At 42.0% G+C, this 17535-nt stretch carries 17 protein-coding genes; 7 read left to right on the plus strand and 10 right to left on the minus strand.

The features are described from left to right. Positions 1–232: 232 nt before the first annotated feature. Positions 233–403: a type II toxin-antitoxin system HicB family antitoxin gene (locus V7K32_RS17580; protein WP_334995111.1), complete on the minus strand. Its 171-nt coding sequence runs from the start codon at positions 401–403 to the stop codon at positions 233–235. 252 nt (positions 404–655) lie between these two features. On the opposite strand from V7K32_RS17580, the gene V7K32_RS17585 reads away from it, so the two are divergent. Continuing rightward, a complete protein-coding gene (locus tag V7K32_RS17585; RefSeq protein ID WP_334995112.1) occupies positions 656–1627 on the plus strand; it encodes a hypothetical protein in 972 nt (323 codons plus the stop codon). A 2-nt stretch (positions 1628–1629) separates the two neighbouring features. Next, positions 1630–2142, plus strand: a complete 513-nt coding sequence (locus V7K32_RS17590) for a hypothetical protein (protein WP_334995113.1) — start codon at positions 1630–1632, stop codon at positions 2140–2142. 124 nt (positions 2143–2266) lie between these two features. Here V7K32_RS17590 and V7K32_RS17595 read toward each other — a convergent pair whose 3' ends face one another. The 7 genes from V7K32_RS17595 to V7K32_RS17625 form a co-directional block, all read right to left on the minus strand. Then, the gene (locus V7K32_RS17595; protein ID WP_334995114.1) at positions 2267–2836 is read right to left on the minus strand and encodes a Uma2 family endonuclease; all 570 of its coding nucleotides are present in this window, start codon (positions 2834–2836) and stop codon (positions 2267–2269) included. Between the two features lie 162 nt (positions 2837–2998). Beyond that, positions 2999–3448, minus strand: coding sequence for a DUF29 domain-containing protein (locus V7K32_RS17600; protein WP_334995115.1), 450 nt, complete (start codon positions 3446–3448; stop codon positions 2999–3001). A gap of 45 nt (positions 3449–3493) precedes the next feature. After that, positions 3494–3751 carry a BrnA antitoxin family protein gene (locus tag V7K32_RS17605; protein ID WP_334995116.1) on the minus strand — a complete coding sequence of 86 codons (258 nt, stop codon included), beginning with the start codon at positions 3749–3751 and terminating at the stop codon, positions 3494–3496. Between the two features lie 11 nt (positions 3752–3762). Then, positions 3763–4095, minus strand: coding sequence for a DUF5615 family PIN-like protein (locus V7K32_RS17610; protein WP_334995117.1), 333 nt, complete (start codon positions 4093–4095; stop codon positions 3763–3765). Further along, entirely contained in the window at positions 4092–4316 is a 225-nt protein-coding gene (locus tag V7K32_RS17615) for a DUF433 domain-containing protein (protein ID WP_334995118.1), read from the minus strand. The genes V7K32_RS17610 and V7K32_RS17615 overlap by 4 nt, the downstream gene beginning before the upstream one ends. Before the next feature lie 13 nt (positions 4317–4329). Further along, positions 4330–4608: a LapA family protein gene (locus tag V7K32_RS17620; protein WP_334995119.1), complete on the minus strand. Its 279-nt coding sequence runs from the start codon at positions 4606–4608 to the stop codon at positions 4330–4332. A 115-nt stretch (positions 4609–4723) separates the two neighbouring features. Beyond that, positions 4724–6139: a phosphoglucomutase/phosphomannomutase family protein gene (locus tag V7K32_RS17625; RefSeq protein WP_334995120.1), complete on the minus strand. Its 1416-nt coding sequence runs from the start codon at positions 6137–6139 to the stop codon at positions 4724–4726. Positions 6140–6285: 146 nt separating this feature from the next. On the opposite strand from V7K32_RS17625, the gene V7K32_RS17630 reads away from it, so the two are divergent. The 3 genes from V7K32_RS17630 (at position 6286) to V7K32_RS17640 (ending at position 9410) form a co-directional block, all read left to right on the plus strand. After that, entirely contained in the window at positions 6286–7140 is an 855-nt protein-coding gene (locus V7K32_RS17630; RefSeq protein WP_334995121.1) for a PD-(D/E)XK nuclease family protein, read from the plus strand. A gap of 147 nt (positions 7141–7287) precedes the next feature. Then, positions 7288–8667, plus strand: a complete 1380-nt coding sequence (locus V7K32_RS17635; RefSeq protein ID WP_334995122.1) for a papain fold toxin domain-containing protein — start codon at positions 7288–7290, stop codon at positions 8665–8667. A 50-nt stretch (positions 8668–8717) separates the two neighbouring features. Beyond that, positions 8718–9410 (plus strand): hypothetical protein, encoded by a 693-nt coding sequence (locus V7K32_RS17640; protein ID WP_334995123.1) that lies wholly within the window; start codon positions 8718–8720, stop codon positions 9408–9410. An 80-nt stretch (positions 9411–9490) separates the two neighbouring features. Here the strand turns inward: V7K32_RS17640 and V7K32_RS17645 are convergent, their stop codons facing one another. Then, positions 9491–11161, minus strand: coding sequence for a transglutaminase family protein (locus tag V7K32_RS17645; RefSeq protein WP_334995124.1), 1671 nt, complete (start codon positions 11159–11161; stop codon positions 9491–9493). 648 nt (positions 11162–11809) lie between these two features. On the opposite strand from V7K32_RS17645, the gene V7K32_RS17650 reads away from it, so the two are divergent. Together V7K32_RS17650 and recF are read left to right on the plus strand one after the other, a co-directional pair. After that, entirely contained in the window at positions 11810–14668 is a 2859-nt protein-coding gene (locus V7K32_RS17650; RefSeq protein WP_334995125.1) for a cation-translocating P-type ATPase, read from the plus strand. Between the two features lie 198 nt (positions 14669–14866). Further along, positions 14867–15988: a DNA replication/repair protein RecF gene (gene recF / locus V7K32_RS17655; protein WP_334995126.1), complete on the plus strand. Its 1122-nt coding sequence runs from the start codon at positions 14867–14869 to the stop codon at positions 15986–15988. Between the two features lie 92 nt (positions 15989–16080). On the opposite strand, the gene V7K32_RS17660 is transcribed toward recF, so the two are convergent. Next, positions 16081–16545 carry an MgtC/SapB family protein gene (locus V7K32_RS17660; protein ID WP_334995127.1) on the minus strand — a complete coding sequence of 155 codons (465 nt, stop codon included), beginning with the start codon at positions 16543–16545 and terminating at the stop codon, positions 16081–16083. Positions 16546–17535 lie beyond the last annotated feature (990 nt).

The following is a 17535-nucleotide window of genomic DNA, read 5'->3' on the forward strand; positions in this document are numbered from 1 at the left end:
TAATCTACGGGGAATTTAAGAATGTATCAATTAATTTATCCTAAGTCTGGCTAATCCAGGTGTTTTTTTCTCCCTCGTGAGAAATCCGGGATAAGTAGTCTAGAATCAATCTACAGTAATAAGCTGTTGTGCCTTTGATTTGCACAACCAGGGCGGGCAAGATGCCCACCCCACAAGAGGTCTATTTTTCTGACGATGCAAATTAAAATATTTTTAGCTTAAGCGATCGCTTTTAGTCCAAATGTTCTTGGGTAAGTCCAACTTCCAACCAACCTTGAACTGCATCTTGCAGCATCTCTAATAGATGTTCGTAGCTGTCTCCCCAAGTATGACATCCTGGTAGGGCTGGTACAGAGACACACCACACACCGTCTTGTTGCCAGATAACTGCTTTAATTTTCATTGCCAATCATCTCCACAAGATTGTGGCTAATATTTTATCGCCTTTTCCCTGTATTAAGGTTTTCGTTGGGAATAACAGCGCGATCGCAGAATTATCGCAACTCAAGACGAAAAATATAGTCTCAAATTTATACCTTCTAAATGTTAATTATTTGGTATCTGAGGGAAATATAAGTATAAGGTGATGCCTCGTTTTTATGTTTAACCCGTAGACGAGTACTAACCAAATACTAATCATAATCAGGAGTATTTGATGATTCCATTGATTTTGGGTGCTGCGGCTTTGGCCACTGGAGCCTTCGGAGCAGTAAAAGGTGCTGAAGGCATTGGGAATATGAATCAGGCAAAGGAAATTGGTGAACAGGCTCAACAAAAATACGAAAGTAGCTTGCAAAACTTAAAAGCAACCTGGGAAATTACCAATCAGTCAGCAGAAGTTTATGGTCAAATGCAACTTCGTATCAAGCAGGGTACAATTTCAAACTTTATAGCTTTTATTGAAAGAATTGGTCAGCGAGCTTCCCAAAACAATCTGGACATTATAACTAAATTAGACATCTCCACTCAGCAAATTCAGGAGTATAAAACAGAAGTTATCAAAGCTGAACAGTGGGTCAAAGGTGGTATTTCAGCAGCGGTTGCAGCCTCAGTAGCAGGTTCTAGTGCAGTTACTTTAGCAAGGAGTGTAGGTACTGCTACTGTTTCCAGGTTCTTTGGATTGTGGACTACTGAAGTCGCTATCTCACAACTTGGTGGTGCTGCGGCTTGGAATGCGACCATAGCTTGGTTAGGTGGTAGCAGTATGGCAGTTGGTGGTGCTGTATTGGGAGGTATTACACTCGCCCCGGCGTTGATGGTTGGGGGTTTTCAACTTGCTGGTAAGGGTGAGGAAGCTTTGACTAAAGCGCGAGAGTATGAAGCTAATGTCAACGTAGAGATTGCCAATATTGAAGCAGCTCAAGATTTTCTATTACAGGTTCAAGGGCGAATAGTGGAACTGGCTAATTTAGTGTGTAACTTAAACAACCTTGCTAAATCCGCACTTCAAGAGCTTGAAGCCCAACCTTTTAATAGCGATCACGATGCTAGGAAATTTCAAGAGGTAGCACTTTTAATTAAAGCACTTGCAGAAATTATGAAAATTCCTATTTTAAATAATGAAGGACTATTAAACCCTTCTACTTTAACCATCCAAGCTAAATACAAAACTCTGGGAGGTATTTAGCAATGGTTTTAGCAAGTATTGGTACAATATCTACTGCCATTAACGCCACAAAATCCTTAGTAAGCATTGTTTCTAGTTACAAGCAAATTGGAGAGCAAGAAAAGACTAAAAGGCGAGAGATAGCAGCTTTGGAAAAAACACAATGTGTTGATGCAGTTTCTTCAGCTTATAGTGAATATAAAATAATTGCCGAACAAGAACAGACAAAGAGACGAGAGATTGAAGCTTGGGAAAAAGAAACAATCACCAAGATTAATGCCCAGCGAGAGTTGTTGATAGCGTATTTAGATAGCTCTTTCGATGAACGTGCAAAAAACTTTCGCGCTTTATTTGCTGTCGTTGATCATGCGATGCCTTCGGCGGGCTACGCCTACGCATCCGGTAATAATGACCAATTAGCCCTTACCTTAAACTCAATCATAGAAATAGCTAAATCCTGCCCTTTCAAAGACCTTGCTAACTTAACTTCTGTTCGCGCCGCATTAGATGATCCAGACCATGAATGGACATTTTGATTTTATAACAGCGCGATCGCTCCAAAACTTTCTCAAAAGCCTACCAATGTAGGCTTTTTTCATGTAGTGCAAGGCTTCCACCTAGAGGCGTTCTCAGATAATAGCGATCGCCATTCATCACATCTCATCCTTGCAAAACTTCAGCAGCAGTCAATTTAAGATTAGCAAAAACAGGAGAAGCGATCGCCCGATCTCCCACATACACCTGCTCCTCATAAAAACCCTCCACCCATTCCAACACCGTCACCTTTTGGGCAATTGGATCAACAATCCAATACTCAGCAACCCCCCGCGCTGCATACTCAGATCGCTTGTAGCAATAATCCCGATTTTCCTGATTCGGACTCACCACCTCAACCACCAACAGAGGTGGCGGCATATCCATCAAAATTAGCGATCGCGTAACTCCTTCCATCACCTTTGCTAACTCCTCAGAATATACCACCAAATCAGGTATACGTACCCCCACCTGTGTACTATTAACAGCTAACTCTGCCTTCATCCGCAACTGATAAGATGGGATGCCTAGTTGCGAAAAATAAATTAATAAAAACGTCGCAATCCGTTGATTAATATCACTTTCTGAAGGTATGACAATGAGTTTTCCGTTTTCTAATTCATATAAAGTATCCGTTCCATCGTTATAATTTAGGAATTCTTCAAAGGTCATCTTTTTAGCGATCGCTGTAGTCATTGCCTTTATTCCCATATCTTAGGATTGATTAATCTTAGCTTCTTGTAAAACAATCAATCGCTTTAATCACGACAACAGAGATACCCAACTTTTGCGCTAATTTCTGCAATTTTATCCAGATGGTGCTCTGTAATATTAATGGTTATAGAGCATTCTTGTTTATCAATGGAGATATAAATTTGCTTCTGGTAGCCAGTCTTCATCCAACACTAATTCTAAAGAATATGGGCACTCTTCTGGAAACACGGATATAAGTATTTCCGTTTGCTTGGCTGCTTGGCGACGTGTCCTTTGATAGCTTTCTTCAAGTTGCTCTGTAGGATAGTTCTTGAGACTAGGACTATCGAGTATAGCTAACTCAATTTGGGTACGAGAATCAGTAATGGAATCTAGCCAACTATCTGAGCGACGCTGAGGTTGATATTGCCACTTGAGCAGATGTAACAGTAGGCGAGTTAGTTGACTGGCAATATCCCTTCGTTCACTTTTCCTCAAGCCTTCAACCTCTTCAATCAGATGTTCTACATCTATTTCATGCCAGTGATGCGATCGCAATTGTTGGGCTGTCTGTTCAATCCACAAATTAAAATCTGCTGTATAATTTCCACTCATAGCCGTTTTTAATCAGCCGCATAGCTTAGGCAAGCCAAAATATCCTTATTTTCCAATACGCTCAAGTTCCTCTCGCAACACTCGCCGTAATGTATCTTCTAGGGGTTCACGGCGCTGCTGAATATACTCACGCAAGGCATCGTTAATCAAAGTTTGGTAATTTCCCCCACCTGCTGCGTGAACTTGGTCACGAAACCATGCTAGTACTTCATCATCTAAACGAATTGTAATTCGAGTTTTGCCTGTCGGTGTTGATTCAATCGCTCCCCGCTTGCCTTGGCTAAAATCATACTCAGTTTCCATAATTTCCAAATCTAATACAGTGTCAAAACTCCCAAATCTGGATTTTTGTCAAAAGCTTGGATATCCTCTACATGCAATCGCAAAATCTCTTCAATCTGTCTGGTTGAACAATTGCCATAACGAATCCAAATCACTTTCGGAGGAAATCCTCGCAAAATGCTCAACTCATTAAAATCAGCATCTCTGGTTACAACAGTAAATTCATTTTGTCGGGTATACTCCCAGACAGTTAAATCATCTGCTTGATCTAAGCCTATAAGAAAAAGATGCTGAGAGTTTGGGTACATATCAGCCAGTCGATTAACTAACCGAGGTGATAAGTTATGGTCAAACAATAACTTCATGCTTGCATTGTCAGCATTTGCCGTTCTCGATCAGCCGCATAGCTCAGGCAAGCCAAAATATCCTCTTGTGTCAAATAAGGAAAGTCATCAAGCATTTCTTCGTAGGTCATGCCAGATGCAAGATACGATAAAACATCGTATACAGTAATTCGCATTCCTCGAATACAAGGCTTACCACCTCGTTTTCCTGGTTCGATTGTAATAATATTTTGGTACTGCATAGCTATTCAACCCTCAAAAATCTTCATCGTCAACAAAAAATTCTGCATCCTCTTCTAATCGAGAATTACGTTGACTAAAATCAGCTAGTCCCCAAAAAGGTTGCAGCAGCGCCATACCAATTAACCCTAAACCGGCACTAAAAGCTAGCACTAAACCCATTGGTATTTGAATCGATTGGAATGTTAAGAATTTTAACGACACTGGTGTGGCATTTTGGACTGAAATAATTGCGATCGCAATTACCCAAACCGCTACAACTAGAGATGTCAAAAAAGGAGCAAGAGTTTTCATACTTTGAGCAAAGTGAGGAGTGAGAAGCTAGGAGTCAAAAGTTAAGAGTTGTTAATTTACAATTCTTAACTCCTGTACAGATGCGATTAATCGCATCTCTCCTAACTGCTAATTCTTATCCCTCTAATTTAGCAATGACACTCTCTAACTCTTTGGCGATTTTGGTTAGTTTTTCGGGAGTGTTGGTTTCTAGATAGACGCGCACCAGTGGTTCTGTACCGGAAGGACGCAGTAAAACCCAGCTACCTTCTTCTAAATACAGCTTAATACCGTCTTTACGCCCCACTTCCTTGACTTTAATTCCTGCTACGTCTGTAGGTGGATTTTTAGAAAAGGAGTCGATGACGGCGATTTTGTGCGCCTCTGACAGGTGCAAATCTAGGCGGTTATTGTAAAGTGGCCCATCGGCTTCGGCGATCGCTTCTTTGACAAGTTGACTCAGAGGTTTGCCTTCATAAGCGATCGCTTCTGCCACCAGCATATCGGCTAATACCCCGTCTTTTTCGGGAATATGCCCGATAATACTTAAACCACCGGATTCTTCTCCACCAATTAACACGGCAGTTTCCCGCATTTTTTCGCCGATGTATTTAAAACCGACTGGTGTTTCGTAAATTTGCAGTCCATTTTTGGCCGCAAAATTATCCAGTAGGTGGGTTGTCGCCACAGTGCGGACGATCGCGCCAGTTTTCCCTTTATTTTTGATTAAATGACGTGCTAGAACCAACAGCACAGTATTAGGAGTCAGGACAGTTCCTTGTTCATCGACGATACCAAAGCGATCGCTATCTCCATCAGTCGCCAAACCCAAATCAGCGCGATCGCTAACTACTGCTTCTACTAACTCAACTAATTGTTCTCCTTTAGGTTCTGGCATCCCACCCCCAAATAAAACATCCCTCCAATCGTGGAAACTTTCTAATTGAACGCCACAATGTTGCAAAACTTCATCTAAATAGCCGCGAGAGGTAGAATAAAGGGCATCGTACTTTACCTTTAAATTAGCGCTTTTAATTTTTTCTATATCAAGTAAGGTGTAGATAAATTGCAGGTAATCAGGTTTGGGATCGAAAATTGAAATTGAACCTAATGGGCTGCTAAGAGGCAACTCATCCGAAGCACTTTCTATATTTGCCACAATAGTATCAGTAATCTTTGGAGTGGCAGGCCCAGCATAATCGGGTATATATTTAATTCCACAGTAGGGTGCTGGATTATGGCTAGCAGTAAACATTAATGCCCCAGCAGAATTTAGATGACGGGCGTTGTAGGCAATTACTGGTGTGGGACAATCCCGGTCGGTAATTTTTACAGTCCAACCCAAGTCTGCCAAAACTTGGGCCGATGTTTGGGCAAACTGGTCAGCTAAAAAGCGAGTATCGTAGGCAATAAGCACTGGTCTATCTTTTGTGTAGGCTGTATCCAAGTAAGCGGCAATTGCCCTTGTTACTTTCCGCACATTGGGGAAAGTAAAGTCATCGGCAATAATCCCTCGCCATCCATCAGTACCAAATTTTATCTTGCTGGACATTTTTGCCACTTGCTCCCGTACATTATCAGTACTATAAAAGCTTCTCGCAAACCGTGTGTAGCAGCAACTATTCTCCGAAGTTCTTTTCTAAGCAAGCCTTAGTTTAAACTTCTCCCCACCGTATTTTCTCTCACTGTTTCTGAGCAATGTCAACCCCCGATCGACCTTTTGCCAGTTATCACCTTTGGTCTCTAGTTGCCCCAGCAACCGGGCAAGAACGCTGGCATTGCCAGATGAGACGGGGGTTTATCAAAGCACGGCAACACGAACCAAAAGTCAAAGCGCTTTTAGCGCAAGCCACCGCGCCCCAGAGAATTGGCATACTTGCCCAAAAAGGCGTTTATGAGTTTCATCATCACAGGCATCTGTTGAAGCAAGCAGATGGTGTAGAAAAAGTTGCACAGCTACTTAAATTAGGTAACTCAAGTGTTCAAGTTCAGCAACGCGTGCTGCAAATTTTGAAAAAATATCACGATGCGCCGTTGCTTTTGAATAAAGATATTATCCAATTAACTCCTGGTGATGAAGGCTTTCCTAAACCGATAGTAGTTGAACAAGAAGATTATTGTTTTCGCTTATACGCGGCTATGGACTGCGTTTTCATTGAGTCTGATAGCACAATACATATTTTAGATTTCAAAACTGGTAAGTCGGCTTTTGACCGACGACAGGCATTAGTTTATTTGCTAGCTGCTCGTTATCTTTATCCTGGACAGGAAGCTGTCGCATCATTTTATAATTTAGAAATATGTAAAAAGTCAGAGTTAATTAGTATTAATAATAGTGAATTAGAATACTTAAAATTAGAGTTAGCAAATATTGCCCACAAGCACCAGCACGATTTGCAAAAATATCACGAAGAAACTAGTAATTTTAGTAAAATTTTCCCTCCAAATCCTGGTTCTCACTGCCGTTTTTGCCCATTTAACTCAATCTGTGATTTTGCCGATTTTAAGCAGTATAAATCGTATCCAATGCCCAGTTTAAGAGTTAATAGCTAATTGGTTTACCTCTTTTATCTTGGTTCAATCTTCAAAAAATAGCTGCTAAATCTTCGTACTTTTACTGGCCTCATTCTCGACTCCTGTGAGACAACCTAGATGTAAACTACACCTATTTTTATCTTTGGTTGTGAGGAGTTAAGACTAGTGCGATTAACCACAAAGAAATCTATCTCTAGATTAGTAGGAATTTGGACGTTTCTTTTTCTTCTAATATTTAAGGGAGTTTTTCCTAAACCTGCTTATGCATTCCTATCATCCCTAGATGCTTGCGCTGCTAATCCTGAATGTGCCGCTGCTATAGGTTCTGAAGTAGCTCCTGCTGTTGCTGCTCCCACTGCGGAGGCTGCCGGAACGACAGCAATTAGTACCACTACAGCTACTGGAGTTACTACTTCTTCTGTGGAAGTTGTTGCTGGTACTACGGTTGTTGGGGATATGCGCCTATCTGGGGTTGCCGCTTTTTATATTTGGAATCGGGCGCAAAATGAGCAGGCTCAAAATAAGGCTAAAGAAAAATACTGTGCTACTTACCCTAATGACTCTGAGGTTTGTACTAGCTGGACTTTTTCTGGTAATGGAATATGGGTTGGCGATTGTAGCAAACATCCTCTAACCTTTCTTGGCAATTGGATCAGTGAACCTCAGTTTATTCTTGTTAATTTCCACACATACTGTAGTGGTGTCGGGGTTTTGGTGGATGGTCAAAGGTTTGGTGGAGATGGTTATGCCTATTTTCCTGGTACAGAAATCAAAGTTAGGAACAATAAAAAAGAGTGGAAAGATTGGCCTCAAGAAAAACGCAATGCTGCTGTTAAATTACTAAATAATTCTGACTGGCAAGGTTTAATTAGTTCAATGCCAGCAGGAGGTCTATTAAATCCTGGAGATAAGATTAATGCTCCGACAATTGTAATTCCAGGGCAAGAGACAGACGACCCTAATACGCCAGCAGATGAGGGTTTGTTGAGAAAGGAGTCTGGATTTTTTACTTTTCCTGGAATTCCTGATTTTGATAAAGATGGCATTCCAGATTCAATTGACTTAGACAATGATAATGACGGAATAGTAAATACGAATGATCCAGAACCGTACAATCCTAATGTTTTCTTCGCAAGCAGTGCGCCCGATCAGTCAGGAAAAGTTACTCCTGAAGTTCTTCAAGATATCCGCGATATCGTAAGTAAGCATCCGAATGAATTCTGTGTTGAATGCGCTGCTGAAATTGAGACTTACTTGAGAGAGCAGGGTATTCATGGAGAGCGGATTAAACTTGATACGACGAAATCAGTAAAAGAAGATGACAACATATATGATGATAGCCACCCACCTAAAGCAGCACCAGACTATATTATTTCAACTAATGGTCATCATGAAGGAATTGCGATTAGGATAAATGGAGAAGAAAAAGTTTTTGATAACCTTCATCCTGACGGAGTTCCTACGGAGCAATGGATAAATAATCTCACCTTTATCAGCAAGGAACTTTCTGGAGCCAAGTTCCGAAGATCAGGATACTTATTTTAAATAGGAAATATCTTTCAAGAACATTCTTCATCAAAGTACAGGTTGCTAGCATGAATGATCTTTCCACGCTGCTTCAAAAGATTAAAGAAAATCCAGTCATGTTCATAGATAAGCCATCAATTACTTGTCTTCATTCATTCTTAAATGGGTATTTAAGTGGTCTAATCCGACTAGGGTTCACTCAAAAAGGCTCTGAAACAGACGGGTTTAACGAGTGGATGCAAGAAAGAGCAAAAACTAATGTGAGTCAATCTTGGGCTGGGATAATTCTCTTTGGTTCTGGAAGTGAACGAAGTGCTTTTTATAGGTTCTTTGAAGAATTTGATCAGTTCTTAAAGCAGAAAAATAGTTCAAAAATTCAAGAAAGTGAAGACGTTTTGAAGCTTCGTCAGGATTTGAGCTTTCGTCAGTTTGATATTTACAACGAGATTCTAAAGGGCATAAAGAAGAGACCGGGTATGTTCTTGGGAACTAGTTCAATTACTAAGCTTGATATGCTTTTGCGAGGATATAGTCTGGCTCGAAGGGAAGTTGGCGTACCTCCAACAGAGCCAGAAAGAGAATTTGAATGTTTTCAATCATGGGTTCAAGAAAAATATGGAATTAACTCAGGTCAGTCATGGTCTAAAATAATTCTTTTCTATTCTGTAGACGAGCATGAGGCACTACAGAGATTTTTTGAATTGTTTGAAGAATACTTGAATAGGAACAAGAGTTTACAAGTAGACCAAAATAGTGGTTAAGCAGAGAGTATTAAGGTGCGTTAGCCTACGGCATAACACACCTTACTCGCTTTCTTAGCGCCTTTCCTCAATGCCCTAATTTAAAAAGGCGGTAACTCTTTAAGAATTGTGAATCGGATATGATTTATCGCTAAATCACCGATGGGGATATCTTCTTTGGTTAGCCGCGCACCTTGACTTGTCACGGTTTCAAAGGTGATACCTTTGCCAATTTCAATGTGATACCAGCACAAGCCCATAAAAAAGCGCGTCGGATAAGGGCCACCTTCACCTATATCATCAGGATTTGATTCCATTGGCAACCAACCAAAATTCGGGACGTAGAACTCCAACCAAACATGATTAAACTCTGGTTGTAGCGGCACACCTATTAAGTCACTATGAGGAGGACATTTGTACCTACCTACAGTGCGGCAGGGGATGCCATTTAAACGGGATAGGGCAAGTAAAACGCCGACATATTCGCCACAGGAACCAACACCCCGTTCTAAAACTGTATCTGGTGTGTCGATGTAAGGTTTAATACCGTAAGATAACTGATCGTAAACGTAGTTGCGGATGCTGTGCATTTTCCGCAGCACATTGGTTTCAGAACCAATCGCTTCTCTGGCGGCACGGCGAACAATGGTAGTATCCATTGCTAAATCGTCGTCATCCACTAGGTAGCGTGTTTCTAATTCTGGGGACAGTTTAGGTATATCTTCCACATCTCTGGGTGTAATCCGATATTTGATACCGCGAACTTCCAAAAGTGCTTTCCAGCCAAAGATATGCCGTTCACCTGGAGCAAGAGAATCAAATTTAAAGACTGCGACACGTTGCCCCTGTACCACTTCTTCGGTAAAAGGTATACCAATGGGTTCAACGTGTTTTACCTTTTGACGCTCTGTTTCGGATGGTAAGGCGATGCGCCATTCTAGCTCAGGTAAATAAACCTCGTCTAAGGGGGCAATTTCCTCAGCATAAGACATTTCAATCAGATAGCCATTAGAGAGGGCGTAGCGCTTATCTGGATCGTAATGATAATACAGAGGATGAATAAAAGTGCGATCGCGGAATGTTAGCTCATAACTAGGATCGGCATTTGGATTGTCTCTAATATAAGCCTCCTCTGAGGCGTAAGCGATGTAAATACTTTTTTTTCCTGTTTCGCCATTTTTATGAATTGCTATGCCTGTGGGACATTCAAATGGTGTCAGGACGCTAAATTGAACTTCTCCTGTGGCTCTATCCATCGCGTAAACTGATTGTTCGGTGCGATCGCAAATCCACAGCATTTCCTGAGTTACAGCTAAATTCTCTATCCCAACGCCTGGGGCATAAAACCTGGTAATCTCTTTTCGCGTTTCGCGGTCATAAATCAGAATGTAGCCTAGCCTTTGGCAACTGACATAAACTGTTGTTTCCCAAACAGCAACGCCGTCAGCAGGATAAGGCAATGTTACAAAATGTTCCAGATCCAAAGCATTGAGCTTGCAGATGTAAACACTATTTTCTCGGCTCACCCACAGGGTATCTTCCCACGCAGCTAGACCAGTGACATCAGTAAATTCTTTAACTTGATGGGGATTGAGAATTGTGCTGTTGTCAGAGGTGGGATCAATTTCTAATAGATGCCCTTTAATACTGTCAATAGCAATCAGTCTATCTTTAATGAAAGTAATGCCACACAGGGTTGCAGCAGTAAGCGGTCGAATCGTCTTTTGCCCAAACATCTGGCTAACGGTCAAACTGGGGAGTGCAAAACTCATAAAACCTTGTGGGAAGTGTAAAAAGCCCTCACCTTTTGGTAGGGGAGAAAACATGATTATTTAAGCAATTCAAAATTATTCTTGAAAAATTTACTAGGTAGGAAAACCTTACTGGCAACTTCTCTCAAAATTAACAATGAATAAATGTACTTGTGCCAAGCATCCTAGCTATTGACCAGATGTAAATTAAAGCAATACAGCCTAAATTCATTCTGGCAGATGCTCTGGAACTAACCTTCAAAGAAGAGGCAGGGAGCAGTTATTGCTGTTCTTGCAGAGGGAAATGACCCCATGAAGAACTGCTGTAAAGCAGAGTGGAACATGGGTCTGAGTCCCCGACAACAGTGGGTGTGGTTCTTTTTGTGGTCGGGTCGAATCCCCATTGTTTTCTATCCCCCTTGCTTATTGCTCCCTGCTCCCTTGCGTCTTTTTCAAAGCTCTATTACTCACAATTATCGGTAGAATGTGTTCTGAAAAACTCTTTCGTGAGAGATAACACTATCTTAAAAAAAATAAATTTACAAATGTTAAGAATTACAGATCCACTCGTGCAACTGGGCGATCGCCTTAATGTAACTTTAGAAGATGGAATTCCTGCCATCACTAAATTATGATCAAATTTTGTAACCATTTGCTGTGACCTACACGATGTCTGCTAATTCTCTGCCTGAAGGTGCCGCCGTTTGGCATAGTTTAGAAGTTGATAAAGCGCTAGACCTGCTCGATAGTAATGCAGACAGTGGCTTAACACCCCAAGAAATTGAGCAGAGATTGCAAAAGTACGGCCCCAACGAACTAGAAGAAACTGCTGGGCGTAGTACTTGGGAAATCCTGCTGGATCAGTTCAAGAACATTATGTTGTTGATGCTGATTGGCGTAGCTCTGATTTCTGGCTTTTTAGACCTGATGCGTTTGCAGTCGGGTCACTTGAAGCCTGGTGAAGTGCCATTTAAAGATACGATCGCTATTTTAGCAATTGTCATCCTCAATGGCATACTTGGCTATGTCCAAGAAAGCCGGGCCGAAAAAGCCTTGGCAGCCCTAAAAAAAATGACCTCTCCCTTAGTGCGCGTCATCCGCGACGCTAGACTGGTGGAGATAGCAGCCAAGGAATTAGTTCCAGGGGATGTAATGCTGCTGGAAGCTGGGATGCAGATAGCCGCAGATGGACGTTTGATAGAACAGTCTAATTTACAAGTGCGTGAGTCGGCATTGACTGGTGAAGCCGAAGCGGTGAATAAACAGGCATCATTAAAATTGCCAGAAGAAACATCATTAGGCGATCGCCTAAATGTCGTGTTTCAAGGAACTGAAGTAGTCCAAGGACGCGGCAAGGTTCTGGTGACTAACACCGGAATGACTACAGAACTAGGCAAAATTGCCACCATGTTGCAGGCGGTGGAAAGTGAACCGACGCCTTTACAGCAACGGATGACTCAACTGGGTAATGTCTTAGTTACTGGTTCCTTGATTCTCGTGGCGATCGTCGTTATCGGCGGTGTGCTAAGGGATGGAGGTTTTAAAAACATCCAAGAACTCTTGGAAGTTTCTTTGAGTATGGCGGTTGCTGTGGTGCCAGAAGGTTTACCTGCTGTAATTACTGTCACCTTGGCACTGGGAACCCAGCGAATGGTGCGCCAAAATGCCTTGATTCGCAAACTCCCAGCAGTGGAAACATTAGGTTCTGTAACTACCATCTGTTCTGATAAAACCGGTACGCTGACGCAAAATAAAATGGTGGTGCAATCGGTTTTCACTAATAACAAAACTTTTCGCGTCATCGGTGAAGGTTACACTCCCACAGGGGATTTTCAGTTAGATGGTCAAAAACTTTCTCTAGAGGAATTTCCAGAAATCTCAGCTTTATCAGTCGCCTGTGCTATTTGTAATGATTCGGTGTTGCAAAAAGAACAAGGTGACTGGGCAATTTTGGGAGATCCCACAGAGGGGGCATTGTTAACACTGGCGGGAAAAGCCGGAATCGAAAAAGACCAGTGGAACAGTAAATTACCCAGAGTTAGGGAGTTTCCATTTTCCTCAGAACGGAAGCGGATGAGCGTGATTTCTCAGGTGGAGGGAGTCGCCACAGGTGACGCGTTTTCCAGAGGCATTGACCCCGCGATAGCTAGTTTTATCGAATCTGAACCTTACTTAATGTTTACCAAAGGTTCTCCAGAGTTAATCTTGGGACGTTCCACTCAAATTCATTTGGGCAATGACACAGCCCCCTTGACTGAAGCACAACGCCATAACATTTTAGCAGAAAATGACCTGATGGCGAGTAAAGGTTTGCGGGTGCTAGGTTTTGCCTACAAACCCCTGGCACAGATTCCACCGGAAGGTTCAGACGAAACATCCGAGCAAGGCTTGGTGTGGTTGGGATTGGTGGGAATGCTGGATGCGCCACGCCCAGAGGTAAGGGCAGCTGTGCAAGAGTGTCGAGATGCAGGCATTCGCCCTGTGATGATTACAGGCGACCACCAATTAACAGCACGAGCGATCGCTACCGATTTGGGAATTGCCCAAGAAGGCGATCGCGTCCTCACAGGTCAAGAATTGCAACGGATGACTGACCAAGAATTAGAGGAAAATGTTGACCTGGTGAGCATTTATGCTAGGGTTTCCCCAGAACACAAACTGCGAATTGTCCAAGCACTGCAACGGCGGGGTAGATTTGTAGCAATGACGGGTGATGGTGTTAACGATGCCCCAGCCCTCAAACAAGCCGACATCGGTATTGCGATGGGCATTACTGGCACTGATGTAAGTAAAGAAGCCAGCGATATGGTGTTACTTGATGATAACTTCGCCACCATTGTCAGCGCCACCAAGGAAGGTAGAGTTGTTTACACCAATATTCGCCGCTTTATTAAATACATCTTGGGCAGTAACATTGGTGAAGTTCTGACAATTGCAGCAGCACCCCTAATCGGTTTGGGAGGCGTTCCCCTTACTCCTTTACAAATTTTGTGGATGAACTTGGTGACAGACGGTTTACCAGCTTTGGCATTAGCTGTGGAACCTCCAGAACCGGATGTGATGCAACGTCCGCCTTTTAGTCCCCGCGAAAGTATTTTCGCTAGGGGATTGGGTTCTTACATGATTCGCATTGGGATAATTTTTGCCATTATCAGCATTGCCTTAATGTGGTGGGCTTATCAACATACCCATGCAGCTGGGTATCAAGGAGATCCAGAGACTTGGAAAACAATGGTATTTACTACCTTGTGTATCGCCCAAATGGGTCATGCGATCGCTATTCGTTCCAATAACCGACTGACTATAGAGATGAATCCCTTCTCTAATATATTTGTACTAGCGGCTGTTGTTGTCACCACAATTTTGCAGTTGATGCTAATTTACGTCCCACCCCTGCGAGATTTCTTTGGTACTCACTACCTAAATATGCAAGAATTGGGGGTTTGTATTGGCTTCAGTGCCTTAATGTTTGTCTGGATTGAAGCGGAGAAGATATTTCTGCGGATTATGGGCAAGAAGGCCGTCTGAAAAAGTTAGGAGTTATGAGTGAAGAATTATGAGTTATAAGATATGAGTTTTGAATTCCTAACTTTTAACTCCTAACTCCTAAAGCGGTTCCCATTCAGATGCGGTACAACATTATATCGCCAGGTGTAGGGGCATGGCAGTGCCATGCCCCTACCGATGTACCTCACATAAACGAGAACCGCTATAACTCCTAACTTTATGTACCTGAAAAGTATAAATCTCCGACAATTTCGTAATTATCAAAACCAGAAGGTTGAATTTAATGCTGCTAAAACAATTTTGGTAGGTAATAATGCTCAGGGAAAGTCAAATTTGTTGGAGGCGGTGGAGTTGCTGGCGACATTGCGATCGCACCGAATCACCCGCGATCGCGATTTGGTTCAAGAAGGGGAAGCCATAGCCCAAATTAATGCTACTCTTGAGCGACAAACAGGCATTAGTGACCTGACTTTAACGCTGCGCCGCAATGGTCGCCGTAGCGTTGCCCTCAATGGTGAATCTATCCGCCGTCAAATGGATTTTCTCGGCGTTCTCAATGCAGTCCAATTTTCTAGTTTGGATTTAGAACTAGTACGCGGCGGCCCGGAAGGTCGCCGCAACTGGTTAGATACACTCTTAATTCAACTCGAACCACTTTATGCTCACATTTTGCAGCAGTATAACCATGTGTTACGCCAGCGCAATGCCTTTTTAAAACGCCATGTAGAGACGTTAGATGCAACCTCTCTACAGTCAGAATTGGCGGTGTGGGATGCACAGTTAGCTACCACAGGAACCAGGGTAATTAGACGACGCGATCGCGCTATCCAAAGATTAGCTCCCATTGCTAATGCAAGGCATGCCAGTATTAGCGGCAGTACAGAAGTTTTGCAAATCAACTACCTGCCGAATATTCCTTTAGAGGATAACCATCCAGAAGAAGTGCAGCAAGCTTTTTTAGCAAAAATCCAGCAACGAGCGATCGCCGAAATGCACCAAGGCACTACTCTTGTCGGCCCCCATCGAGACGAAATAGAATTAACTATTAACCAGACACCCGCTCGTCAATACGGTTCTCAAGGTCAACAACGAACGCTGGTTCTAGCCTTAAAATTAGCAGAATTACAATTAATTGAAGAAGTCGTTAAAGAGCCACCATTACTATTGCTTGATGATGTTCTTGCTGAATTAGATTTATCCCGCCAAAATCAATTACTCGATGCCATTCAAGACCGCTTTCAGACCCTTATTACTACTACTCACTTGGGTTCTTTTGATTCTCAGTGGCTGAAATCCTCGCAAATTATTTTTGTGAAAGCAGGAGAGATAATCCCAAATTAGTGATTTTTGATTAAGTAAGTGGGCGCAACTACGAGCCAAATACAGAAATTTTACTTTTCGTTACATAGTTTGGTTTTATCTTGTCTAGCTACTTAATTACGTTTTTCTAACCTTTTAAAAACGGTGAGAACCAAAAAAGTAAGCAAAGCACCGATTAATGCTAACTGCCACAAACCGCAACCAGCAGCAATTCCCAAAGCAGCCGAAACCCAAATAGCTGCTGCTGATGTCAGTCCGTGAATTTCAAGTCGCTGTGATTCTTGAGAAGATTGGCGCACAATTTCTCCAGCACCGAGAAATCCTACACCCGCTGCAATCCCCTGAATCACGCGGCTAAGTGCATCATGACTGGACTGTGACTGTGACCCATCTGTTTGCATAATTATGAGAGTAAACACGGCTGAACCGAAACTCACCAGGATATGAGTTCTTAAACCGGCTGGTTTACGGCTAATTTGGCGTTCTAAGCCGATAATTGCTCCAATAAGCAATGCAAGGCAGAGCCTGAAGCTGATATTTAACCAATCATTAGTTGCAAGATAGTAAGTGTTTGGCAATGCTTAGTCTGGGTAGAGAATTTCATATATTAGTACAGCACGGCATAAATCTAGGTACTATATATAAAAATTAACAAGACTTGGGGCAGAATCCCATTATTAAAGGTAGGCAAAGTTTCGCCACAGTGTATTAGGTTAATTATTAATATTTTTACCAAAATAGTGCAAAAATATTTTAATCTTTTATTGATGGAGTCTCATTGAACGAGTGCAAATTAATATCTTACCTTGTTAGGATTATTTACCAATAATATCATGTCCGCATAAGTAAGTGGGCGCAAATAATCATCACTGGCTCGTAGTTGCGCTAAAGCGCAAGAGGGCGCAACTACGAGCCAAATACAGAGATTTTACTTTTCGTTACATAGTTTGGTTTTATCTTGCCTACCTACTTAATTAGTTATGATTCCCACAGTCATTGCACCCCAGCCCGCCAAAGCATCGGGCAGGGGATTAAGGGGAGCTTTGGCGGTCTTGGGGTCTCCCCAAGTGGAGCATCTGGCGTGTGGGATGATTCGGGTTTAATAAGTAATCAAGCGGACATGATATAAGACATTATTTTGTCAAAAATAAATGAAGGTTTGCATTGTTAAATTATGACAACGATCGTAATTTGGGCAAACTACATGAATTTTAAGTTTATTAAATAGGTTTTTAACTAAGTAAGTCGGTGAGAAGAAATAAAACTAGATTAAGTAATGTAAACAATCTTAAGATGATTTCGTAGTGAGGCTTTCAGCCATCTTAAAAAAACTAAAGTCCTCAGCCAACGGGTTCATTATTCGCTCGTGGGGTAAACCCCTCTGAGCGACTAACTCACTACAAACCTTGAATTATTCACGCCGCTCTACTTATTTGAAAATGACTAAAGTATAAAGTTTTACCTTAAACTGCTATATTTAACGCATACACTCAATAATTAAATATAATACCGCGATCTACAACTCGCTCAAACAAATAAATCCCTAATTTTAGGGAAGAGAGGCTAAA

Origin of the sequence: Nostoc sp., assembly GCF_036917635.1 — a bacterium.
GTDB lineage: Bacteria > Cyanobacteriota > Cyanobacteriia > Cyanobacteriales > Nostocaceae > Nostoc.